Origin of the sequence: Vibrio litoralis DSM 17657 (assembly GCF_000426765.1) — a bacterium.
GTDB classification, from domain to species: domain Bacteria; phylum Pseudomonadota; class Gammaproteobacteria; order Enterobacterales; family Vibrionaceae; genus Vibrio; species Vibrio litoralis.
This window is the reverse complement of sequence record NZ_KE384567.1, coordinates 404,003-427,499: the sequence shown is the minus strand read 5'-3', so window position 1 is coordinate 427,499 and position 23,497 is coordinate 404,003. Positions and strand designations below refer to the sequence as shown.

Here is a 23,497-nt window from a genome sequence, read left to right as displayed (position 1 = left end):
TTAACTTAAAAACTGAGGAGAATCAGATAGTTCAGCAAACAGTTTTTTCAGAGCTTTACCGCGATGTGATAGCTGCTTTTTACGCACAGGTTCTAGCTCGGCAGAAGAGCATTGATCTTCAGGAACCCAGAATACCGGATCATAACCAAAACCATTTTCGCCTTGAGCTTGTTCTAAGATCTTACCTTCCCATTGGCCGTGACAGACTAAGGGGGTGGGATCATTTTCATGGCGCATCAACACTAAAACACAGTGAAAGCGCGCGCTACGTTGTTCACTAGGTACGCCTTTCATTTCTTCTAGCAGTTTCTCAAGGTTATGTTGATCGGTGGCCCCTTCACCTGAATAGCGGGCAGAGTAGATCCCAGGCGCGCCTTGTAATGCATCCACTTCTAAGCCTGAATCATCAGCAATTGCCGGTAAGCCCGTTTCTTTTGCAGCATGGCGAGCTTTGATAATCGCATTTTCGATAAAGGTGGTGCCGGTTTCTGCCACTTCTGACACCTTATATTGGCTTTGCGCTTCAACCTCAAAGCCAAATTCAGAAAGTAGGTCAGCCATTTCTTTGACTTTTCCTTGGTTGCCAGTGGCGAGAACGAGCTTTTTCATTGGAGATCCTGTGTTATTTATTCTTCAACATAAAACTTTTGTGTGAAGCTGATTGGGCCGCTGCCCGTGTTACCTGCGTCAATATTAATATTGAAGGAGAGTTGTTCTTCATTGGTGATAGGAAATTCAGCTAAGTAATAAATCGCTTTACCTTCTTTCACTTGTTTGAAATTAAGTTGTTTTGTTTGGCCTATCAGGTTTTTACTGCTACCGGTGACTTTTGCATCCACCGCAGGTTTGCCGAGTTTACTGGTGTCTAACACGCTGATATTTAAAATTGCCGAATAGCCATTACGCTTTAATTTGTATTGGGTGGCCACTTCGGGAGTAAGCATAGCGGAATTGAAAGCAGAGTAGTGCACTTCGCTATTTTTAATGGTTTTAAATTGCCCAGCAAAACTTGGCAAAGAAACCAGAGTCACTAGGGCGATAGTTATCCATTTTTTCATGAGACTTCCTTATCAAAGTAGGTTTTGTATCGACTCGGGAATAACGCTTGGGGCAGCGATTCGAATGGTTTTATGCCTGCCTAATTCGCCTTTTTCGATAGTCACAGAGCTTTTTGGTACCTTACAAAGCTTGGCTAGGTACTTAGTTAAATAGGCATTAGCTTTGCCATCGACTGGCGGAGCAGTAATGGCGATTTTTATTTCATCCCCATGCAAGCCGACAATGTTATCTCGGCTTGCTTTGGGTTGAATGTAAACTCGCAGTAGTAGGTCTTCTCCTACGAGTTGTACCGGTATGGCCATCGATTAAAGCTGATACCAAATCGGACCAACTACATCGCCCATCAAGTAGTTGGCAAATTGTAGAATTAAGAATAGAACCAGCAGGCTAAGATCGAAACCGCCCATTGGAGGAAGGATTCGACGAATTGGTGCCAGCATAGGTTCGGTTAATTGCACCATCACATATTCAACCGGGCTGTTGCCTTGGCTTACCCAGCTTAGAATCGCGCGAATCAGTAATATCCAGAATAGTAACCCACCAGCAGCTTTAACCAGTGAAAGTGCGCCGAACATTAAGAAGCTAGGACTAAACACTAAGCTGCCATTTGAAATTAAAATTAAGCAAATGAATTTAGCGACGCTTAGCACGTAGGCAAAGATAATCGTCGCTAAATCAATATTGCCCACCGATGGAATAATGCGGCGTAGAGGAGCAACCACTGGTTGGGTGGCTTTAACCACAAATTGTGAAAATGGGTTATAGAAATCAGCACGCGCCAATTGTAACCATACGCGTAAAATCACGACCATAATGTAGAGATCGAATACGGTAGAAACTAGAAAAGTCATTGAGTTCATTACTGCAAACCTTGTTATTAATATTTAAATCGAAATTAAATTAGTTTTTCCATTTCTTCAGCACGGTTAACCGCGGCTTGCATCGCTTTGGATACGATGTCAGAAAGGTTATGTTGGTTAAATGTTTTTAGTGCTTCAGCGGTGGTGCCGCCTTTTGATGTTACCTGTTCACGAAGAGTTGATAAATCGAGCTCTGGGTTTGCTACCACCATTTCAGCCGCGCCTAGGGCTGCTTGTTGAATCAGTAAGCGAGCGGTATCTTTATTGAAACCTTGCGCCATTGCTTCTTGTTGCATCGCTTCCATAAATAGGAAGAAGTAAGCTGGTGCACTACCAGCCGCAGCAATAATATTATTGATGCCAGATTCTTCATCTACCCAACAGATCTCGCCAACTGCAGACATGAGCTCCCCAGCAAAGTCTTTATCATCTTCAGAGACATTATCGGTGGCAAATAAACCGCTCATGCCTTTACCGACTAATGATGGCGTATTGGGCATCACGCGCACTAATTGTACGGTTTGACCAAGCATTTCGTTTAAGCGCTTTGCAGATATACCAGCGGCAATCGAGATGATTAATTTGTTGCTCAGATCCATCGATTGAAAATCAGCACATACATCCGCCATCATTTGTGGCTTAACCGATAAAATCACCACGTCTGCTTGTTCAACGGCTGCAACATTATCGGTTGTTGTGTGGATCCCGTAACAATCAGCAAGATGTTTGAGCTTGTCTTCATCACGACCCGTTGCGGTAATATTACCCGCTTTATAGCCACTTGATAGCATACCTGCAAAAATGGAACGCGCCATATTGCCAGAGCCGATAAAACTGATTTTACGTTGTTCCATATCTGTATCGTCCTAGTATTTTATCTTTATGCGAGTATATCGTTGCTGCACTTATTGTGCTCGTTATTTACAACAACATTGAGTGCTTAATTGGAATAATCCCTTGCTCCAAAAATAGCAGTGCCAATACGAACCATAGTACTGCCCGCTTCAATTGCCGCTTGCATATCACCACTCATGCCCATCGAAAGGGTATCGATTTGTGGGTAGTGTGATTGTAACGCTTGTTTTAATTCTGCTAATTGCTGAAACGCTGCCAATTGTGAGGCGTGATCAGAGACATTTTCAGGAATTGACATCAACCCTCTTAATGTGAGGTTTGGTAAGTCATTTATCAACTGAGCTAAAGCAAAAACTTGTTGATGATCGGTACCTGATTTAGAGCTTTCACCACTGGTATTGACCTGAATTAGAACTTGTAAGGGTTTACCGTCTGGACGTTGATCATTGAGGCGTTGAACGATTTTTTCACGGTCAACCGAGTGTACCCAGTCAAAATTTTCTGCGATCAGTCGAGTTTTATTCGATTGTATAGGCCCAATGAAGTGCCATTCAAGGTCACTCTGGTTATAGTGTTGAGAAAAATATTGGATTTTTTCAACGCCTTCTTGGACGTAATTTTCACCAAAACGTTTTTGCCCCGCGGCAATAGCATCTTCTAGTGCAGTAATTGGTTTAGTTTTACTTACTGCTAATAGTTGTACTGAGTTAGAATCGCGGCCATATTGTTGCTCAGCGGTACGAATCTGCTGATTAATTTGTTCAATGTTTTGTTGAATACTATTTTTATCAGAACACATCATAGTTTTTCTTCGATAAGGGATATAAATGGATATTGCTGAGTTATTGGAATTTAGTGTAAAGCATAACGCATCAGATCTACATCTTTCTGCGGGCGTTCCTCCAATCTTACGTATTGATGGCGACATCAGGCAGTTAGAAATGACAGCTTTCACGCATTCAGATGTTCATGCATTAGTTTTCGATATTATGAACGATGCCCAGCGTAGCGAATTTGAAGAAAAACTAGAAATCGATTTTTCATTTGAATTGCCAAATATTGGCCGTTTTCGTGTCAATGCTTTTAACCAATCTCGCGGTTGCGCGGCGGTATTTCGTACTATTCCCGTCGATATTCCTTCGTTTGAAGATATTTCAGCCCCAGAGATTTTCGAAAAAATTGCTAACTATGAAAAAGGCTTAGTGTTAGTGACAGGTCCAACCGGTTCAGGTAAATCAACAACCTTAGCGGCCATGGTCGATTACATTAATCGTAACCACAAAAAGCATATCTTAACCATTGAAGATCCTATCGAATTTACTCACTCCAATAAAAAATGCTTGGTTAACCAGCGTGAAGTGCATCGTGATACTCATAGCTTTGAAGCGTCTTTACGCTCAGCGTTACGTGAAGATCCTGATGTGATTTTAGTCGGTGAGCTGCGCGATAAAGAAACCATTAGCCTAGCCCTAACCGCAGCGGAAACCGGTCACTTAGTGTTTGGTACTTTGCATACCAGTTCTGCGGCTAAAACTATTGACCGTATTATTGATGTGTTTCCAGGTTCAGATAAAAATATGGTTCGTTCTATGCTATCGGAATCGTTGCGTGCGGTTATTGCACAAAAATTATTAAAGCGTGAAGGCGATGCTGGTGGACGTGTTGCTTGCCATGAAGTGATGATTGCAACCCCTGCGATTCGTAACTTAGTGCGTGAAGACAAAGTTGCTCAAATGCTATCGATGATCCAAACCGGCTCGTCTATGGGCATGCAAACCATGGAACAAGCAGCACGTAAGTTGTTGATGCAAGGCTTAGTGACCCAAGAAGAAGTCGAAAGCAAAATTGAAACCTTAGCGTCAGCGTCACCGTATTAGTGTCACCGTATTAATTTGAAGGAAACCACATGCAACTTTCACAAGTCCTAGAAATTATGGTGTCATCCAAAGCGTCGGATATTTATTTGACGGTTGGCGCGCCATGTTTGTTTCGTATTGATGGTGAGCTTAAAGCTCATGGTGATCCATTAGATAAAGGTGGGGTAGAAGCCTTACTGTTTGAAATGATGGATAACGAAAGACGTGAAGAATATCAATCTATCCATGAAGCAAACTTTGCCATTGTGCATGGAAAGGGGCGATTTCGTGTTAGTGCTTTTTTCCAGCGAGAATTGCCAGGCGCAGTTGTCCGTCGAATCGAAACTCGTATCCCAACTATGGAAGAGTTGCAGTTACCTGAAATATTAAAAGAATTATCGACCGCTAAACGTGGTTTAGTGCTGGTGGTAGGGGCGACTGGCTCAGGTAAGTCGACTTCAATGGCGGCCATGACTGGCTATCGCAACTTAAACAAAACTGGCCACATATTGACGGTAGAAGATCCGATTGAGTTTGTTCATGAACATAAAAAATGCATAGTGACTCAACGTGAAGTTGGCCTTGATACCGAAAGCTATGAAGTGGCATTGAAGAACTCTTTACGCCAAGCGCCAGACATGATTTTAATTGGTGAGATTCGTAGTCGTGAAACCATGGAATATGCGATGACGTTTGCCGAAACTGGGCATTTATGTATGGCAACCTTGCACGCCAATAACGCCAACCAAGCCTTAGAACGTATTTTGCACTTGGTGCCGAAAGATCAAAAAGAACAATTCTTGTTTGATTTATCGTTAAATTTGAAAGGGGTCATTGCTCAACAATTAGTACGAGATAAGCATGGCAATGGTCGTCATGGGGTGTTTGAGGTGTTATTAAATACGCCACGGGTATCTGATTTAATTCGTCGAGGTGACTTACAAGAGCTTAAAACGACCATGATGCGCTCTAAAGAAGCGGGGATGCAGACTTTCGATCAGGCATTATTTGCGTTATTACAAGCCGATAAGATCAGCTTAGATGATGCAATGCACAGTGCAGATTCGCCTAACGATTTACGTTTAATGCTCAAGTCTTCTGGTGAGGCTAAGTTTGAAAGCAGCTCACTAAAAGATATTAAAATAAACCTATAATATGATGAAAATAGATAAAGAGTTAGTTGAAGCTTATCAGCAAACTTGTTATCGAGTTGAAATCGATAGGCAGGCCTTTAAGTTATTTATTGGTCAGCCTAATATACAATTTTCGGCTTACTGCCAGCAGAATAAAATTCAACAATGGGCAATTATTACCGCCTATAACCCTTACTCAAACCCAACCGCTGAACCACTCAATCAACAAGCCAATATCGCGTTATCAAACGAGTTACAGGCTCTAGGTTATGAGTTTTATCGTGGTGATGGTATGCCGGACTCTTCTGACTGGTCAATTGAAAAAGGGTTTTGGATTGCCAATATTGAATTGATAACCGCGAAAAACCTGGCAATCAAGTATCAGCAGAATGCGTTTGTTTTTGGTGATAGCAATGGGATTCCATTGTTGCACTTGTTTGGCGAGGTAAACTAAAAAGAGTTGATGGTTAATATCAACTCTTTATTTTTACTGCTTAGGGTTGAGCTGCTTAGAACTGAGTAGATTAGTGCGGAATAGATTAGTACTGACTTTCAAACCAACTTTCTAAAATAACAACAGCTGATTGGCAATCGACATTACCTTTGCTGAGAGCTTTATAGCCGCCCATCGAAAATAACTCCGCACGTGCTTCTTGAGTCGAAAGGCGCTCATCATGCAATTCTACTTTTACGCCAAAACGACCATGCAGACGGTTGGCAAATTTGCGTGCTCGAGTAGTGATATCGGTAAGATCTTTACCTTGCATATCGGTCGGTAAACCGACGACGACGAGATCTGGCTGCCATTCTTTAATTTGTTTTTCGATGTCTTCCCATTTTGGTATGCCATCTTGAGCTTTAAACGCTTTGAGCGGAGAGGCGGTGCCTGTAATGGTTTGGCCTATGGCACTGCCTATGCTTTTGGTGCCGTAATCGAATGCCATGATGGTTTGGTTAGACATGATGTTTCTCTATAAGTGTGATTATCGCGAGATTTAAGCGTGACCAGCATCGCCAGATAATTGTGAAACGCTGATCCCGAGTAATTGTACCGCTTTTTTCCAGCGAACATGTACTGGAGTATCGAATAGAATTTCTAAATTAGCAGGCGCGGTTAACCAAGAGTTATCGAGTAGTTCTTGTTCTAACTGACCTGAATCCCAGCCTGAATAACCTAGGGTAACAATGAATTTCTTTGGTTCGGCTTCGGTGCCAAGTACCGTCAGAATATCTTTTGAGGTTGTGACTGCCAGTTCGTCAGTAATTTCAATACTTGATTGGTAAGTATCTTTACGGCTGTGTAGAACAAAGCCTCGGTCGGTCGCCACCGGGCCACCATTTAATAAAGGTGCAGATAAACTTTGTTGGCAAATACGTGGGTGAACAGGCTGAACATCAATTTGTTCGAGCATGTTTTTAATATCAATGCCGACAGGATCATTAATGACTAACCCCATCGCACCATCTTCATTGTGTTCACAGATATAAATCACGCTGCGATTAAAATGAGAGTCTTGCATGCTGGGCATAGCAATTAAAAAGTGATCGGTTAAGTTCATTCTGCTCTCCATAAGCAATTTACGTATGGCAACCTATTTGCTGCCATACGTTTTTAACGTGACCTAGCTAGGTAAGACTATTTAGCCGCGGCCACACGACGCTCAATAGCATCCATTAACTTACCTGTGATAGAGATATCAAATGCCGCTTCAATCTCTTTAATGCAGGTAGGGCTGGTGACATTAATTTCAGTTAACTTATCACCGATTACATCGAGACCAACGAAAATTAAGCCTTTTTCTTTTAAAGTTGGGGCAACCGCTTGGGCGATTTTTAGGTCAGTCTCGCTTAACGGACGAGCTTCGCCACGGCCACCGGCAGCTAAGTTGCCACGAGTTTCCCCTTTAGCTGGAATGCGCGCTAGGCAGTATGGCATTGGCTCGCCATCAACCACTAGAATGCGCTTATCGCCATTACTGATATCTGGCACAAAGGTTTGCGCCATTGCATAGTTTTGACCGTGGTTAGTCAGTGTTTCGATAATCACCGAAACGTTCGGATCATCTTGTTTCACACGGAAGATTGATGCACCGCCCATACCATCGAGCGGTTTTAAAATCACATCGCCATGTTGCTCGCGGAAGGCTTTAATTTTTTCCGCTTTACGTGTTACTAGAGTGGTTGGCGTTAATTCTGGGAACCAAGCGGTAAACAGTTTCTCATTGCAATCACGTAGGCTTTGCGGCTTGTTTACAATTAAAGTGCCTTGTTCTTCCGCGCGCTCAAGAATGTAGGTAGCGTAGATGTACTCGGTATCAAACGGAGGATCTTTACGCATTAAAACGGCATCCAGTTCTGATAACTCAATCGACTGCTCTGACGTGAATTCATACCATTTATTGGTATCTTCAAATAGGGTTACGATCTTGGTATCAGCAAGCGGCTTACCTTGTTCTAGATGGAGATCAGACATTTCCATGTAATGGATTTCCCAACCACGACGTTGGGCTTCTAGTAGCATTGCAAAGCTTGAATCTTTTTTGATGTTAATGGTTGAAATCGGGTCCATTACGATGCCAATTTTCATCATTGATACTCCATAGTTGGCGAATTCATTAATATCGCTTTTTTATCGCGATATTGAGATATTTATATCCAAGTATCTTAAGGTCACTTGGGGATAGCTTAACCGAGATCGCCAAAGCGAACTTGTAGGGCGGTAATTGCTGATATGCCAGCGGTTTCTGTACGTAGCACGCGTGGGCCTAAGAGTGTTTCTTCAAACTGATATTGTTCGGTCATTTGAATTTCTTCATCAGACAGGCCACCTTCAGGGCCAATCAGTAGACGTACTTTACTGACCGGTGCTGGCAGAGTATTGATGGAGTACTTTGCTCTAGGATGAAGGTTGAGCTTTAACCCATCATAATCTTCTGCGCACCATTGTTCTAGCTGCATCAAAGGGCGAACGGTCGGCACGATATTACGACCACATTGCTCACAGGCGGCAATCGCGATTTTTTGCCATTGTTGCAGTTTTTTCTCGAAACGTTCTGCATTGAGTTTGACACCACAACGCTCTGAAATTAAAGGCGTAATGGTATTGACCCCTAGTTCGACCGCTTTTTGAATGGTGAACTCCATTTTGTCACCACGAGAAATGACCTGACCAAGATGTAGATCTAACGGTGATTCAATACTACGTTCGATACGCTCTTTGATTTCTACCGTCACATTCTTTTTTGAGACAGCAAGGATCACGGCAGGAAATTCCACCCCAGAACCATCAAAGAGTAAAAGGTCTTGGCCTTGAGTCATACGCAGTACTCGGCCAACATGACCGGCTGCGTCTTCAGATAAGTGGATTTCCCCTAGCTGTTCGATAGCTTGGGGATGGTAAATTCTCGGGATTCTCATGTCATGACCTGTGTAAGCTTAATTGCTTTTCTTAACATGGATGTTTTAACAGTAAAAAACAAGGGGCAAGGTTAACTTCACACACTATGTTTTACGATATGTGCATTAATCTTTGATGATGACTTGATTACGGCCTTGATGCTTGGCTAAATAAAGCGCTTGGTCGGCACGAATATAGCTTAAATCAATCTTTTCACCTTTCTGGATTTGCGTGACACCCATAGAGAGAGTACAGCGAATTCGTAATGGCTGAATATCTTCTTCCACTGACACAATAAAATGATGATTTTCAATTGCAGAACGTAGTGATTCCAAACGAGTCATAACTTGTTGAGATGAATCAGAACGAATTAGCAAGATAAACTCTTCGCCCCCTAGACGAGCAAGATAATCATTTACTCCCACAAAGTCTTGTAGTTTTTCTGCAAATTGCTGCAGAGTTTTGTCACCAGCAAAATGCCCATAAGTATCATTTACTTTTTTAAAGTAATCGATATCAACGATTGCCATAAAAAATTCTTGTGCAACATCGGTATGGTGTAACTGAGTGAGTTTGTTGATGATATAGCGGCGATTATGTAATTGAGTGAGCGGGTCTTGTTCGGCTAATTTTTTTAAGCGACGCTGTTTATTGACGGTATCCGTCACAATACTAATAAAAGTACAAACTGCTTTTTGGCCCTTCCAAGTGATCAGTTTATCAATAATTTCAACCATCACCGGGTTACCAAGTAAATCGGTATGGGCGATCAATTTGGGGTCGGTTTGTTGCTCTGCGAAGGCTTTTTGATAACGGATTAGTGCTTCTTCCCTTTCTTCAGGGTTAATTAGCACCATTAGTGATTCCATATCCAGAATTTGATCTGCGCTTTTTAAGCCACTAAAGCGAGCAAAGGCATCGTTGGCATAGAGCGGTTTGAAGTCAATATGAATGACGCATGGATGAGGGTGAATCTCGAGTATATGTTGATATTCATTCATAGCGCTACTCATCGTTACCTCAAAGGAGTTGAGGTTATTTACGGTCTAATCATAAAGAAATACAAGCTATTTTATAGGCCATTGATCACTTTTTCTTTATTTAATAGCTTTAATTGGGTGCCACATAAAGAACAATGATAACGAGTTTGTTGTTGTTTCACCTTATTGTGTCGCCGAATCGATAATTGGTGGGTTTGGCATTGGCATTGATAAGTAAAGGTTTCTCCCTGTACCGAACTAATATCGAAAGCATGATAAGTTTCAGGAGGACACCGGAAAATATTGGTCATCACATAGCGCCACTCTTTGCCATGAGGCTTTACACGACCAAATTGATGGTAGGTGATGAGGTGGGCCAGTTCATGCGGAATCACTTGTTCTACGAATGCTTGCTGATTTTCGATAAGTAATGTCGGATTTAAGCGTATTTGCCATTGTTGCAGATACGCTTTTCCTGCCACTTTTCCTCTAACTTGGAAGGACAGTTCTGGTGTTGGAAAGGTGCATTCAAGGGCTAACTCTGCTTTTTTCAGGTAAACCTGAAGGCTGCTTTCCAATTGATGAATTAAATCTTGAGGAACGACAATGGCTGACACGATGACTCTCTACTAACATTCAGAACCGATAGAGGAAGCCGAATGTTAATAGAGAAAGGTAGGAGATACAATTAATGTTTACGGGTGATGGTTTGTCGATAACCATGCCAAGTGGCAAAGCCTAAAACGGGCATTGCAATGATCATTCCTATACCTGCTGTGGCAAAGCCAAAACCGATACATAGCACAATGATTCCAGCCCATACGACCATTGCGCCTAGATTATTTTTGACGGCGTTATAGCTAGTAAAGACGGCGGTCATCATATCAACTCGTCTTTCCATCATTAAGGGAATGGAAAATGCTGACATAGTAAAAATGACACACGAGAAAATAAACCCAACCACAGAACCACTAATTAAAAAGGGTAGGAAGGCTTCTAGTGAGGCGCCTTGCATTTCTGGATATAAGGCATGTAAGAGGGCGGCAATACGCATCCAAAAAATCATCGCCACACAAAGTAGTAAGGCAAAGCTCCATTGTGAAACCCCATTACGCTTAATCGCTTTTATGGAATGGAATAATTTAGGTTTATGGTGTTTTTCTATCTGCCAGCTAGCATCGTATAGCCCTAGTGCTAAAAATGGGCCGATTAACATATAGACAATCAGGCTAGGGAAAATCACTAAATGAGAACCTTGCAAATAGACTAGCCACTCGATACCTGCGGCGGCGGCGGCAAAGCAAATACCGTAAAATAAGCTGATCACTGGGGCTTTGAAAATATCGCGAAAGCCGAGTTTCAGCCATTGTAATGGTGCGGATGTAGCGATTTTCTCGCAAGGTATGGTGCGAGCATATTCGCTATCTGGTGTTCTAAAATCTGATGGTTTGGCAGTACGAGGCATAAATCCTCCTAGCAGTTCATGAGGGAACAAGTCTGTGCTTGTGTATATAAATATTGGCGCTTTTTGGGATAATTACAAATTTAATGATTAAAATTTGTGCGAATTTGACGGGTGGGAATATTTAATAAGTAATAAAAAACCCTCACCGAATGGCAAGGGTTTGAAAGTATAGTGTTTTGTTCTAAAGGCTAATTATAAGCCAGCAAATCCACGTAGTGCTTCTGCTTTGTCGGTTGCTTCCCAAGGGAACTCTTCACGACCAAAGTGACCATAAGCAGCGGTTTTCTTGTAGATAGGTTGAAGTAGGTTCAACATTTCTTGTAGGCCGTATGGACGTAAGTCGAAGTGCTGACGAACGGCTTCAATAATGATGTCTGAAGGTACTTTCTCAGTACCAAACGTTTCTACCATGATTGAAGTCGGCTCTGCGACACCGATAGCGTAAGAAAGTTGAATTTCACAACGATCTGCAAGGCCTGCTGCTACGATGTTTTTCGCTACGTAACGAGCTGCGTAAGCCGCTGAACGGTCAACCTTTGATGGATCTTTACCAGAGAAAGCACCGCCACCGTGACGAGCTGCGCCGCCGTAAGTATCAACGATGATTTTACGACCAGTTAGGCCACAGTCACCCATTGGACCACCGATAACAAAACGACCGGTTGGGTTGATAAAGAATTTAGTTTCTTTATTTAGCCACTCAGAAGGCAGTACCGGTTTGATGATTTCTTCCATTACCGCTTCACGTAGATCCGGTGTGGTAATTGAATCACAGTGTTGAGTTGATAGTACGACTGCATCGATACCAACAATCTTGCCTTGATCGTATTGGAAAGTAACTTGAGATTTTGCATCAGGGCGCAAGAAATCAAGTTTGCCACTTTTACGGACTTCAGCTTGCTTTTGTACAAGTAGGTGAGAGTAAGTAATTGGTGCTGGCATCAATACATCTGTTTCGTTACACGCATAGCCAAACATAATACCTTGGTCACCAGCGCCTTGATCTTTAGGATCGGCTTTATCAACACCTTGGTTGATGTCTGGAGATTGTTTGCCGATAGTATTTAATACAGCACAAGAGTCTGCATCAAAGCCCATATCAGAATGGACATAACCAATTTCACGAACGGTTTCGCGAGTAATTTCTTCAATATCAACCCAAGCAGAAGTGGTGACTTCACCACCAACCATTACCATGCCGGTTTTTACGTATGTTTCACACGCCACACGTGCTTTAGGATCTTGCTCTAGGATTGCATCCAATACCGCATCAGAAATCTGATCAGCAATTTTATCAGGATGGCCTTCAGATACAGATTCTGAAGTAAATAAATGCTTAGCCATGTGTGAGTGCTCCACTTTGAATCACGCCAATTCATCGCTTGATGATGAATGCAGTTAAGTTAGAAAAGACGCGTTCTTATATAGCTAAATGCTATGAATCGCGTCTTTTAAAAAACAATAAATTCTGTAGGTGTTTCTACATCTAGACGTCTATTCTAGTTTTGATTGGTCGAATTACAAGCCTTTTTTACATTAAAGGGAATATTGCTTGTGAAAGTGGGAGAGGGAGTGGCGCAAAAATGTACATAAATATGGCAATTTACTCTATTGACGTATTCGATTGCATTCCCATAATGACGGGAGTTGAGGGGAAATAATGTGACAATGCTAAAAAAGCAAAAAAAATAACCCCAAAAGAGAAAATATCAAGTGGTTAAAGTTTGCAGTCATGCAGTCGCTTTGCGACAATACCACGCAGAATTTAAAGTGAGTTGAAGTATTCGGCAAGCTTTCCCAACCTTAATAAATCGCTTATGCACTTTTAATGCACAAATCAGGAGCAGACATGACGTCTCGTAAAGATCTAGCAAATGCAATCCGCGCACTTAGCATGGACGGTGTTCAACAGGCTAATTCAGGCCACCCAGGTGCCCCAATGGGCATGGCCGATATCGCTGAAGTTCTTTGGCGTGGTCACTTGAATCACAACCCACAAAACCCTGAGTGGTTTGACCGCGATCGTTTCGTGCTTTCAAACGGCCACGGTTCGATGCTGATTTACTCTTTGCTTCACCTTTCTGGTTATGACCTTCCTCTTTCTGAACTGAAAAATTTCCGCCAACTGCATTCAAAAACCCCAGGTCACCCTGAGTATGGTTATGCACCAGGTATTGAGACTACCACTGGCCCACTAGGCCAAGGTATCACCAATGCGGTTGGTATGGCGTTAGCTGAAAAATCATTAGCGGCTCAGTTTAACCGTGAAGGTCACGATATTGTTGATCACTTTACCTATACATTCCTAGGCGATGGCTGTTTGATGGAAGGTATTTCACACGAAGCGGCTTCTTTAGCGGGTGTGTTGGGTCTAGGTAAATTGGTTGCATTCTGGGATGACAACGGTATTTCTATCGATGGTCACGTAGAAGGTTGGTTTGCAGACGATACACCTAAGCGTTTTGAAGCATACGGCTGGCATGTAATTCCTGCTGTTGATGGTCACGATTCAGATGCCATTGAAGCGGCTATTCAAGCGGCGAAAGCGGATCCTCGTCCAACGCTTATCTGTACTAAAACGGTTATTGGTTTTGGTTCTCCAAACAAAGCGGGCACGCATGATTGTCACGGCGCTCCATTAGGTGCTGACGAAATTACAGCAACCAAAGCTCAGCTTGGTTGGGAACACGGTCCATTCGAAATTCCTTCAGATATCTACGCTGAGTGGGATGCCAAAGAAGCGGGCGCAGCGAAAGAAGCCGCTTGGAACGAAAAATTTGCAGCGTATCAAGCCGCTTTCCCTGAGCTTGCGGCTGAATACACGCGTCGTATGTCTGGCGACCTTCCTAAAGAGTGGGAAGAAAAAGCAAACGCAATTATTGCTGATCTTCAAGCAAACCCTGCGAATATCGCTTCACGTAAAGCATCACAAAATGCACTAGAAGCGTTTGGTCAAATGCTTCCTGAGTTCATGGGCGGTTCTGCTGACCTTGCACCTTCAAACTTAACTATGTGGTCTGGTTCTAAGTCTTTAACGGCTGAAGATGCTTCAGGTAACTATGTACACTACGGTGTGCGTGAGTTTGGTATGACAGCTATCATTAATGGTATTGCATTGCATGGTGGCTTTGTGCCTTATGGCGCGACTTTCCTAATGTTTATGGAATACGCTCGTAACGCAATGCGTATGGCTGCGTTGATGAAAATTCAAAACATCCAAGTGTATACGCATGATTCAATTGGTCTTGGTGAAGATGGTCCAACTCACCAACCGGTTGAGCAAATGGCATCACTTCGCATGACACCAAACATGAGCACATGGCGTCCATGTGACCAAGTTGAATCAGCAGTGGCTTGGAAACTTGCGATTGAGCGTAAAGATGCACCTTCGGCGCTGATTTTCTCTCGTCAAAACCTAGCACAACAAGAGCGTAATGCTGAGCAAGTAGCAAACATTGCTAAAGGTGCTTACGTTCTTAAAGATTGTGCTGGTAAACCAGAGTTAATCTTGATTGCTACTGGTTCTGAAGTTGAACTAGCGGTTGAAGCTGCAGCGCAACTTTCTGCTGAAGGCAAGCAAGTACGTGTGGTTTCTATGCCATCGACTGATGCATTCGACAAGCAAGACGCGGCTTACCGTGAATCTGTACTACCATCTGACGTAACGGCTCGTATCGCCATTGAAGCGGGTATTGCTGATTACTGGTTCAAGTACGTTGGCCTAGACGGTCGTATCATTGGTATGACAACATTTGGTGAGTCTGCACCTGCAGGTGAGCTATTTAAAATGTTCGGCTTTACGGTTGAAAACGTAGTAGAAACTGCGAAAGAGTTGATTGCTTAATTCTTTCGAATGTAAGTAATTGCAAGATGAAAGCCGGGCATAATGCTCGGCTTTTTTAATGCGTATTAAAAGACGATGAGGTAACATACTGTCACTTAAGATTGATGCCACGGAATGATTATGCTCAGGATTGCTATTAATGGATTTGGTCGAATTGGACGCAGTGTATTGCGCGCTTTATATGAAAGTGGCAAAAATCAGTCGATTCAAGTAGTAGCAATTAATGAATTGGCCGAACCGGAAGGCATGGCGCACCTACTACAATATGATTCGAGTCATGGTCGTTTCTTCAAAAAAGTTACCCACGATCAAGAGCACCTTTTCATTCATCACAGCGATAAGGTCGAACCGGGGTTTGATTCGATTCGTATATTGCACCTCTCTGATGCCAAGCTTCTGCCTTGGAAAGATTTAAATGTCGATATCGTTTTAGATTGTACAGGTAAGTTTGGCTCTCAAGCCGATGGCCAATTGCATATTCAAGCTGGAGCAAAACGAGTGTTGTTTTCTCATCCCGGTGGCAATGATGTCGATAACACCATTATCTATGGTGTCAATCATGAAACATTGACGGCTGATCATCATGTGGTCTCGAATGGCTCTTGTACCACTAACTGTATTATTCCTGTGATCAAAGCACTGGATGATAGCTTTGGTATTGAATCAGGTACCATTACCACCATTCACTCATCAATGAACGATCAGCAAGTGATTGATGCTTATCACTCGGATTTACGCCGTTCTCGAGCTGCCAGCCAATCCATTATTCCCGTTGATACAAAGCTGCATTTAGGCATCGCCAGAATTTACCCAAAATTTGCTGATAAATTTGAAGCAATTTCAGTTCGAGTGCCTACAATTAATGTCACTGCGATGGATTTAAGTGTCACAGTTCACAAAAATGTCGATGTTAATGACGTAAATCAATCTATCGTAGAAGCATCTCGTTGTACATTGGACGGCATATTGGATTACACCGAAGCGCCTTTGGTTTCGATTGATTTCAATCATGATTCGCACAGTGCGATTGTTGATGGTTCGCAAACTCGCGTCAGTAATCATCGCTTAGTAAAAATGCTAGTGTGGTGTGATAATGAGTGGGGCTTTGCCAACCGAATGCTCGATACCGCATTAACTATGGGGTCAATGCTTGACTCAAAATAAGATTGAATAAATTTACTGTTGTGACGAATAAATAATCGATTTATTATTTTTCAGCTTGAAATAATAAATAGTCGCCCCCAGTATATTGGGTATGAAATGATTAGCCCTGTTTGGTTTACAGGAAGGCGCTATAGTCGCTAAGCTAGATAAGAATTTTGATCATTGGGCACTATGCCGGATGATAATGGTTTAAATATTTTTAATTTCACTAACATTGAGAGGACAAATAATGTCTGTAATCAAGATGACTGACCTGGATCTTGCAGGTAAACGTGTATTCATTCGTGCTGACCTAAACGTGCCAGTAAAAGAAGGTAAAGTAACTTCAGATGCTCGTATCTTAGCGTCTTTACCAACGATCAAAACTTGCCTAGAAGCAGGCGCTAAAGTAATGGTGACTTCTCACCTAGGTCGCCCAACTGAAGGTGAATACAACGAAGAGTTCTCTCTACAACCTGTTGTTAACTACTTAAACGACGCACTAGATTGCGACGTTAAACTAGCAAAAGATTACCTAGATGGTCTTGAGCTTAACGCTGGTGAGTTGGTTGTTCTTGAAAACGTTCGCTTTAACAAAGGCGAGAAGAAAAACGAAGAAGAACTATCTAAAAAATACGCAGCACTTTGTGACGTATTCGTAATGGATGCATTTGGTACAGCTCACCGAGCTCAAGCATCTACTCACGGTGTTGGTATGCACGCGCCAATCGCTTGTGCGGGTCCTTTACTTGCTGCTGAACTTGAAGCGTTAGGTAAAGCAATGGATAACCCAGAGCGTCCACTTGTTGCTATCGTTGGTGGTTCTAAAGTTTCAACGAAACTGACTGTTCTTGAGTCTCTATCTAAAATCGCTGACCAACTAGTTGTTGGTGGTGGTATTGCGAATACTTTCATTGCTGCTGAAGGTCACAACGTTGGTAAATCTTTATACGAAGCTGATCTAGTAGAAACAGCTAAAAAATTAATGAAAGATTGTGCAATTCCAGTTGCGACTGATGTTGCGTGTGCAAAAGCGTTTGATGAAAATGCTGAAGCTGAAATCAAACACGTTTCTGAAGTTCAAGATGACGACATGATTTTTGACCTAGGTCCAGAATCAACTGCAGCATTAGCTGAAATTCTAAAAGGTGCGAAAACTATCCTTTGGAATGGCCCTGTAGGTGTATTTGAGTTCAAAAACTTTGAAGCGGGTACTCGTGGTATTTCTGAAGCAATCGCTGCTTCTGAAGGCTTCTCTGTTGCAGGCGGCGGTGACACACTAGCAGCTATCGACAAGTTTGGCATTAAAGCTGATGTTTCTTATATCTCAACGGGTGGCGGCGCTTTCCTTGAGTTTGTAGAAGGTAAAATATTACCTGCAGTTGCAATGCTTGAAGAGCGTGCAAAAGCATAATATTTAAAAATAAGGCGGGAGAAAATTCTCGCCTTTTTTACGTTTGTAGATTTTTATCTGTTGCGTAGATCACACTATGTGAATTGAAGCGATTTGTTGCTACAATGCCCCCGTTATCAAGCAAACGTTTATTTAATTAACGATTTCGTTCTTTGAACGGGATTTTAAACGATAGAAAAATAGGACTAAACCCATGTCTAAGATCTTCGATTTTGTAAAACCTGGTGTTATCTCTGGTGATGACGTACAGAAAGTTTTTGAAGTAGCTAAAGAAAACAAATTTGCACTTCCAGCAGTTAACGTTGTTAACACTGACTCTGTAAACGCAGTACTAGAAGCAGCAGCAAAAGTAAAAGCTCCTGTAATCGTTCAGTTCTCTAATGGCGGCGCTGCTTTCTTTGCTGGTAAAGGCCTTAAGCTTGAAGGCCAAGGTGCACAAATCCTTGGCGCTGTTGCTGGTGCGAAATACGTACACGCTGTTGCTGAAACTTACGGTGTACCAGTGATCCTTCACACTGACCACGCTGCTAAGAAACTTCTTCCTTGGATCGACGGTCTACTAGACGCTGGTGAAGAATACTTCGCTGAAACTGGTAAGCCTCTATTCTCTTCTCACATGCTAGACCTTTCTGAAGAGTCGCTAGAAGAGAACGTTGAAACATGTGCTAAGTACCTAGAGCGCATGGCTAAAATGAACATGACTATCGAAATCGAACTAGGTTGTACTGGTGGCGAAGAAGATGGTGTTGATAACTCTGGTATGGACGAGTCTGAGCTTTACACTTCTCCTGAAGATGTTGCTTACGCTTATGAAAAACTAATTGCAGTAAGTCCTCGTTTCACTATCGCGGCATCTTTCGGTAACGTACATGGTGTTTACCAAGCGGGTAACGTTGTTCTTACTCCAACTATCCTACGTGATTCTCAAGCGTACGTTTCTGAGAAATTTGGCCTACCAGCTAACTCTCTAAACTTCGTATTCCACGGTGGTTCTGGTTCTTCTGAAGCAGAAATTCAAGAATCTATCGGTTACGGTGTTATCAAAATGAACATCGATACAGATACACAGTGGGCTAATTGGGATGGCGTTCGTGCATACGAAGCTGAAAACCACGATTTCCTACAAGGTCAAATCGGTAACCCAACTGGCGAATCTGCGCCAAACAAAAAATACTACGATCCTCGCGTATGGCTACGTGCTGGTCAAGCGTCTATGGTTGCACGTCTTGAAAAAGCGTTCGCTGACCTTAACGCTATCGACGTATTATAATTTATCTCTAAGTGTTTGATAAAAACCTCGCATATAAATGCGAGGTTTTTTTTATCTATGAGTTTAAGAGTTAGTGCTAGGGTTAGTAAAAGTATTATGAATTGAATTATGTAGTTTGTGAAAGTGGTATTGTTATTAACAAATTATTTTCATTCGCAGGTAAACTCTTATATATTTACTGAATTACTATTGAATACTCAACGAGCCACTAGTAAATCCCCTTTTTGTTATAACCCTTTATGTTAATAAGGAAATCATTATGTCTGCAGAAGATGTAGTAAAAGAGCAAGTAGATCAGGCGGCGAATATTGTTCCTGAAGCTGGAAAGTGGTTAGAAAGCCATTCTGAGCTTTTTATTCAATATGGTGTGAATATCCTAGCTGCGATTGTTATTCTTTTTATTGGTAACATCATTGTAAAAATGATTAGCAACAGTGTTGCTAAACTTCTTGAAAAGAAACAAATGGATCAAGCGGTTGTACATTTTATTAGCTCGCTTGTCCGCTATGTTTTATTTGTTATCGTCCTTATTGCAGCATTAGGTAAGGTTGGGGTTCAAACCGCTTCTGTCGTTGCTGTTATTGGTGCGGCTGGTTTAGCGGTTGGTTTAGCTCTACAAGGCTCTCTTGCAAACTTTGCAGCAGGTGTACTGATTGTGGCATTTCGCCCATTCAAAGCTGGTGACTATGTTGAAATTGGTGGTGTTGCAGGTAGTGTTGAGTCTATCCAAATTTTCCAAACCGTATTAACCACACCTGATAACAAAATGATTGTTGTTCCAAACGGTAGCGTGATTGGTGGTGCGATTGTTAACTACTCTCGCCATGCAACTCGTCGTATTGACTATGTAATCGGTGTTTCTTACAAAGCAGATTTGAAGAAAACCAAAGATGTGATTACTCGCGTATTAGAGTCAGAGAAACGCTTACTTCAAACTCCAGCTCCAACCGTTGGTGTGGTTGCGTTAGCGGATTCATCAGTAAACTTCGTGGTACGTCCATGGGTTAAAACTGCAGAGTACTGGGATGTATATTTCGATTTGCTACAGGCTATTAAAGAAGAGCTTGATGCCGAAGGTATCGAAATCCCATTCCCACAAATGGATGTACACTTAAACAAGCTAGAAGGTTAATTTTAGCCTAGTGTAAATTATTGAAAAAAGGCGCCTAGTGCGCCTTTTTTATTGCTAGAGTGTTGTTATACCAATCGTACTAATTATGACCACCTAATTAGTGTGATTGATATGAATTGAATATATAACTAATTTCACATTTTAGAGGTTGTTATGAAAAGAGTAAGTACACGGTTTCTTTCATTTACTACATTTTGTTTGTCATTATTGGTGGCGGCACCCGCCGCGATGGCTAATGATATTAATGTGCCGACACTGTCGACAACCGGTTATGGGGAAGTGATCGCAAAGCCTGATATGGCTGAGTTTTCGGTCGCGATTCAAGCGGATAGAAGCCAAGCGAAACAAGCCAAAGCGGCGGTAGATAAAGTCGTCGAAACTTTTATTGTATCTTTAACGAAATCAGGCATAACACGCAAGTCGATAGTAAGTAGTCACTTACAGTTATCACCTCAATATAACTATCCTAAAGATGGTAAGCCTGTGCTCAATGGTTATCGAGCGGTACGTGATATTACTGTGACAGTGGAGCAATTAGATAAGCTGAATACTTATCTCGATCTTGCATTGCAAAGTGGGGTGAATCGAGTTAACAACATTAATCTAAAAGTGAAAGATGAAACTCAGTATAAACAGCAAGCTCGCAAAGCGGCGATTGCAGACGCTAAGCAAAAAGCTCAGCAGTTAGCGAAAGGCTTTGATAGTGAGCTAGATGGTGTGTGGTCGATTGTCTATCGTAGTAACTCAGTTCGTCCGATTATGATGGCAAAAGCGGTGGCAATGGAATCTCGCTCTGCAGATCAAGGTTATCAAGATGAAGAGATGACAATCAGCGATCAAGTGGATGTAACTTTTAAATTGAAAAATTAATCATGTTATAAAAGCTATAGATGAAAAAACAGCGACTATTATGTCGCTGTTTTTGTTTGTATAAACTAGCGTTATTGAAATTAATGCAAGATACGAGCGCGAATGGTGCCCTGTACCGCTTTCATTTTCTCTAATGCTTCTTCTGAGCGTTCCGCTTCGATATCGATTACTACATACCCCATCTCAGCGTTCGTTTGTAGATACTGGGCGGCGATGTTAATTCCGGCTTCTGCAAAAATGGTGTTAATTTGAGTCAGAATACCCGGGCGGTTTTCGTGAATATGAAGTAGGCGAGATGTGCCAATATGCTCTGGTAGTGAGACTTCTGGAAAGTTAACACAAGACAACGTAGAGCCATTATCTGAGTATTTAGCGAGCTTGCCAGCCACTTCAATACCAATGTTTTCTTGAGCTTCTTGAGTTGAACCGCCAATGTGAGGGGTGAGAATCACATTATCAAATTGCATCAGTGGTGATTCAAACGGGTCATTATTGGTTTTTGGCTCGACTGGGAATACGTCAATTGCCGCGCCACCTAGGTGACCAGACTCTAAAGCACTACATAATGCAGGAATATCAACCACAGTCCCGCGAGCGGCGTTGATAAAGATTGCTCCCGGTTTCATTTGTGCAAATTGATCAGCGCCCATCATTTCTTTGGTATTCATAGTTTCAGGTACATGTAGAGAAATAATGTCTGATTTATTGAGCAACTCACTCATGGTCGAGACTTGAGTAGAATTACCTAGCGACAACTTGTTTTCAATATCGTAGTAATAAACGCGCATCCCTAAGTTTTCAGCAAGAATACTCAACTGAGTACCGATGTGCCCATAACCGATAATACCAAGACGTTTTCCGCGCGCTTCATAAGAAGCATCGGCACTTTTCTTCCAGATACCACGGTGAGCCAGTGCATTCTTCTCTGGGATACCGCGCAGTAGTAATAAAATCTGGCCAAGAACCAGTTCTGCAACGCTACGAGTATTAGAAAATGGTGCGTTAAACACAGGAATACCACGAGCCGCCGCAGCATTAAGATTGACTTGATTGGTACCAATACAAAAACAACCTACTGCGACAAGTTTTTCTGCTGCATCAAATACTTCTTGAGTCAATTGGGTACGAGAACGTAGACCAATGAAGTGAACATCTTTTACTGCTTCAAGAAGATCTTCTTCTGAAAGTGAGCCTTTGTGATATTCAATGTTGGCGTAACCAGCAGATTGTAGAACTTCTACAGATGATGGATGAAGGCCTTCAAGAAGGAGAATTTTGATTTTGTCTTTGCCGAGAGAAACTTTAGCCATTTAACATCGTCCTTAATTTAGAAAGTAATTCTTGCGCACGAACTTGCCAACTCTTGGGTAGTGTTTGAGCATTCCTTGTACGACGGTTTAAATAAAGTATCAAAAAAATGTGAGCTTGGGTAAGTTTTTTAATGAATAAAGTATAAAAAACGGCACTTTAAGCACCGTTTTGTTATTGATTCTTAAAAATTGAATTTAACCTGCTTAATAGCTGATTATTCTTCGATTTTTGCGCCTTCAGGTGTGCCAGTAATCACCACATCCGCACCGCGGTGGGCGAACAAACCAACGGTTACTACACCCGCAATGCTATTAATTTTATCTTCTAGTGCTTTTGGAGCGACAATCGATAGGTTATGAACATCTAAGATCATATTGCCATTATCGGTCACGATGCCTTGGCGATATTCAGGAGTGCCACCAAGCTTAACCAGTTCACGAGCTACATAAGAGCGAGCCATCGGAATCACTTCAACCGGTAGTGGGAATTTACCCAATACATCTACCGCTTTAGTACCATCAACAATACATACAAAAGTTTTCGACATTGCTGCGACAACTTTTTCGCGAGTTAACGCTGCGCCACCGCCTTTGATCATATCTTTCTGTGCATTGATTTCATCAGCACCATCAACATAAACATCCAGACCATCCACTTCATTCGAATCGAATACGTGAATACCTAGCTCTTTTAGTCTTTCGGTTGAAGCTACAGAACTGGATACTGCGCCTTCAATTTGATTTTTCATGGTCGCAAGCGCGTCAATGAAGTGATTAACAGTTGAACCGGTTCCCACACCCACAATGGTATCTGGTTTTACGTAGTTTAAAGCAGCCCAACCAGCGGCTTTTTTCATTTCATCTTGTGTCATGCGAACTCCTAAATGGCTAAGTAATCGATTGCTTTTA

25 protein-coding genes are annotated in these 23,497 nt (G+C 42.1%); 9 read left to right on the top strand and 16 right to left on the bottom strand.

The genetic code is table 11. The features are described 5' to 3' along the window. From K358_RS0115600 to K358_RS0115575, 6 genes are all read right to left on the bottom strand, one after another. On the bottom strand, positions 1–609 hold the full coding sequence (locus K358_RS0115600; RefSeq protein ID WP_027697694.1) for an XTP/dITP diphosphatase: 609 nt from the start codon (positions 607–609) through the stop codon (positions 1–3). A 17-nt stretch (positions 610–626) separates the two neighbouring features. Continuing rightward, positions 627–1,058, bottom strand: a complete 432-nt coding sequence (locus tag K358_RS0115595; RefSeq protein WP_027697693.1) for a DUF4426 domain-containing protein — start codon at positions 1,056–1,058, stop codon at positions 627–629. Between the two features lie 12 nt (positions 1,059–1,070). Further along, the gene (yggU, locus tag K358_RS0115590) at positions 1,071–1,361 is read right to left on the bottom strand and encodes a DUF167 family protein YggU (RefSeq protein WP_027697692.1); all 291 of its coding nucleotides are present in this window, start codon (positions 1,359–1,361) and stop codon (positions 1,071–1,073) included. A 3-nt stretch (positions 1,362–1,364) separates the two neighbouring features. After that, a complete protein-coding gene (locus K358_RS0115585; RefSeq protein WP_027697691.1) occupies positions 1,365–1,919 on the bottom strand; it encodes a YggT family protein in 555 nt (184 codons plus the stop codon). A gap of 35 nt (positions 1,920–1,954) precedes the next feature. Next, positions 1,955–2,773 carry a pyrroline-5-carboxylate reductase gene (proC, locus tag K358_RS0115580; RefSeq protein ID WP_027697690.1) on the bottom strand — a complete coding sequence of 273 codons (819 nt, stop codon included), beginning with the start codon at positions 2,771–2,773 and terminating at the stop codon, positions 1,955–1,957. A gap of 86 nt (positions 2,774–2,859) precedes the next feature. After that, positions 2,860–3,573: a YggS family pyridoxal phosphate-dependent enzyme gene (locus K358_RS0115575; RefSeq protein WP_038150330.1), complete on the bottom strand. Its 714-nt coding sequence runs from the start codon at positions 3,571–3,573 to the stop codon at positions 2,860–2,862. Between the two features lie 28 nt (positions 3,574–3,601). Here K358_RS0115575 and K358_RS0115570 point away from each other — a divergent pair, with 28 nt between their 5' ends. Genes K358_RS0115570 through K358_RS0115560 form a run of 3 tightly spaced genes read left to right on the top strand, consistent with a single transcriptional unit; the run spans position 3,602 to position 6,217 of the window. Beyond that, positions 3,602–4,651 carry a type IV pilus twitching motility protein PilT gene (locus K358_RS0115570; protein ID WP_027697688.1) on the top strand — a complete coding sequence of 350 codons (1,050 nt, stop codon included), beginning with the start codon at positions 3,602–3,604 and terminating at the stop codon, positions 4,649–4,651. 29 nt (positions 4,652–4,680) lie between these two features. After that, positions 4,681–5,784 carry a PilT/PilU family type 4a pilus ATPase gene (locus K358_RS0115565; RefSeq protein WP_027697687.1) on the top strand — a complete coding sequence of 368 codons (1,104 nt, stop codon included), beginning with the start codon at positions 4,681–4,683 and terminating at the stop codon, positions 5,782–5,784. Between the two features lies 1 nt (position 5,785). Continuing rightward, positions 5,786–6,217, top strand: coding sequence for a DUF3293 domain-containing protein (locus K358_RS0115560; RefSeq protein WP_027697686.1), 432 nt, complete (start codon positions 5,786–5,788; stop codon positions 6,215–6,217). Positions 6,218–6,302: 85 nt separating this feature from the next. Here K358_RS0115560 and ruvX read toward each other — a convergent pair whose 3' ends face one another. From ruvX to metK, 8 genes are all read right to left on the bottom strand, one after another. After that, positions 6,303–6,725, bottom strand: a complete 423-nt coding sequence (ruvX, locus tag K358_RS0115555) for a Holliday junction resolvase RuvX (protein ID WP_027697685.1) — start codon at positions 6,723–6,725, stop codon at positions 6,303–6,305. Positions 6,726–6,758: 33 nt separating this feature from the next. Then, the gene (locus tag K358_RS0115550) at positions 6,759–7,322 is read right to left on the bottom strand and encodes a YqgE/AlgH family protein (RefSeq protein ID WP_027697684.1); all 564 of its coding nucleotides are present in this window, start codon (positions 7,320–7,322) and stop codon (positions 6,759–6,761) included. A gap of 77 nt (positions 7,323–7,399) precedes the next feature. Beyond that, complete coding sequence (gene gshB / locus K358_RS0115545) at positions 7,400–8,353, bottom strand: glutathione synthase (RefSeq protein ID WP_027697683.1); 954 nt, start codon at positions 8,351–8,353, stop codon at positions 7,400–7,402. A gap of 95 nt (positions 8,354–8,448) precedes the next feature. After that, positions 8,449–9,180, bottom strand: a complete 732-nt coding sequence (gene rsmE / locus K358_RS0115540) for a 16S rRNA (uracil(1498)-N(3))-methyltransferase (protein ID WP_027697682.1) — start codon at positions 9,178–9,180, stop codon at positions 8,449–8,451. Between the two features lie 105 nt (positions 9,181–9,285). Further along, positions 9,286–10,161, bottom strand: a complete 876-nt coding sequence (locus tag K358_RS0115535; RefSeq protein WP_027697681.1) for a sensor domain-containing diguanylate cyclase — start codon at positions 10,159–10,161, stop codon at positions 9,286–9,288. 71 nt (positions 10,162–10,232) lie between these two features. Then, positions 10,233–10,748 (bottom strand): SprT family zinc-dependent metalloprotease, encoded by a 516-nt coding sequence (locus tag K358_RS0115530; protein ID WP_027697680.1) that lies wholly within the window; start codon positions 10,746–10,748, stop codon positions 10,233–10,235. A gap of 80 nt (positions 10,749–10,828) precedes the next feature. After that, a complete protein-coding gene (locus K358_RS0115525; RefSeq protein WP_027697679.1) occupies positions 10,829–11,605 on the bottom strand; it encodes a DUF2189 domain-containing protein in 777 nt (258 codons plus the stop codon). Positions 11,606–11,797: 192 nt separating this feature from the next. Next, a complete protein-coding gene (gene metK / locus K358_RS0115520) occupies positions 11,798–12,949 on the bottom strand; it encodes a methionine adenosyltransferase (RefSeq protein ID WP_027697678.1) in 1,152 nt (383 codons plus the stop codon). 505 nt (positions 12,950–13,454) lie between these two features. Between metK and tkt the strand changes: the two genes are divergently transcribed. The 6 genes from tkt (at position 13,455) to K358_RS0115490 (ending at position 21,278) form a co-directional block, all read left to right on the top strand. Then, positions 13,455–15,449 carry a transketolase gene (gene tkt, locus K358_RS0115515; protein WP_027697677.1) on the top strand — a complete coding sequence of 665 codons (1,995 nt, stop codon included), beginning with the start codon at positions 13,455–13,457 and terminating at the stop codon, positions 15,447–15,449. A gap of 120 nt (positions 15,450–15,569) precedes the next feature. Continuing rightward, complete coding sequence (epd, locus tag K358_RS0115510) at positions 15,570–16,613, top strand: erythrose-4-phosphate dehydrogenase (protein ID WP_027697676.1); 1,044 nt, start codon at positions 15,570–15,572, stop codon at positions 16,611–16,613. A gap of 229 nt (positions 16,614–16,842) precedes the next feature. Then, on the top strand, positions 16,843–18,006 hold the full coding sequence (locus tag K358_RS0115505) for a phosphoglycerate kinase (protein ID WP_027697675.1): 1,164 nt from the start codon (positions 16,843–16,845) through the stop codon (positions 18,004–18,006). A 193-nt stretch (positions 18,007–18,199) separates the two neighbouring features. Further along, positions 18,200–19,276, top strand: coding sequence for a class II fructose-bisphosphate aldolase (gene fbaA / locus K358_RS0115500; protein WP_027697674.1), 1,077 nt, complete (start codon positions 18,200–18,202; stop codon positions 19,274–19,276). Between the two features lie 259 nt (positions 19,277–19,535). Beyond that, positions 19,536–20,408 (top strand): small-conductance mechanosensitive channel MscS, encoded by an 873-nt coding sequence (mscS, locus tag K358_RS0115495; RefSeq protein ID WP_027697673.1) that lies wholly within the window; start codon positions 19,536–19,538, stop codon positions 20,406–20,408. A gap of 153 nt (positions 20,409–20,561) precedes the next feature. Further along, complete coding sequence (locus K358_RS0115490) at positions 20,562–21,278, top strand: oxidative stress defense protein (protein WP_027697672.1); 717 nt, start codon at positions 20,562–20,564, stop codon at positions 21,276–21,278. 80 nt (positions 21,279–21,358) lie between these two features. On the opposite strand, the gene serA is transcribed toward K358_RS0115490, so the two are convergent. Then, complete coding sequence (gene serA / locus K358_RS0115485) at positions 21,359–22,588, bottom strand: phosphoglycerate dehydrogenase (RefSeq protein WP_027697671.1); 1,230 nt, start codon at positions 22,586–22,588, stop codon at positions 21,359–21,361. Positions 22,589–22,803: 215 nt separating this feature from the next. Further along, positions 22,804–23,460 carry a ribose-5-phosphate isomerase RpiA gene (rpiA, locus tag K358_RS0115480; protein ID WP_027697670.1) on the bottom strand — a complete coding sequence of 219 codons (657 nt, stop codon included), beginning with the start codon at positions 23,458–23,460 and terminating at the stop codon, positions 22,804–22,806. Positions 23,461–23,497 lie beyond the last annotated feature (37 nt).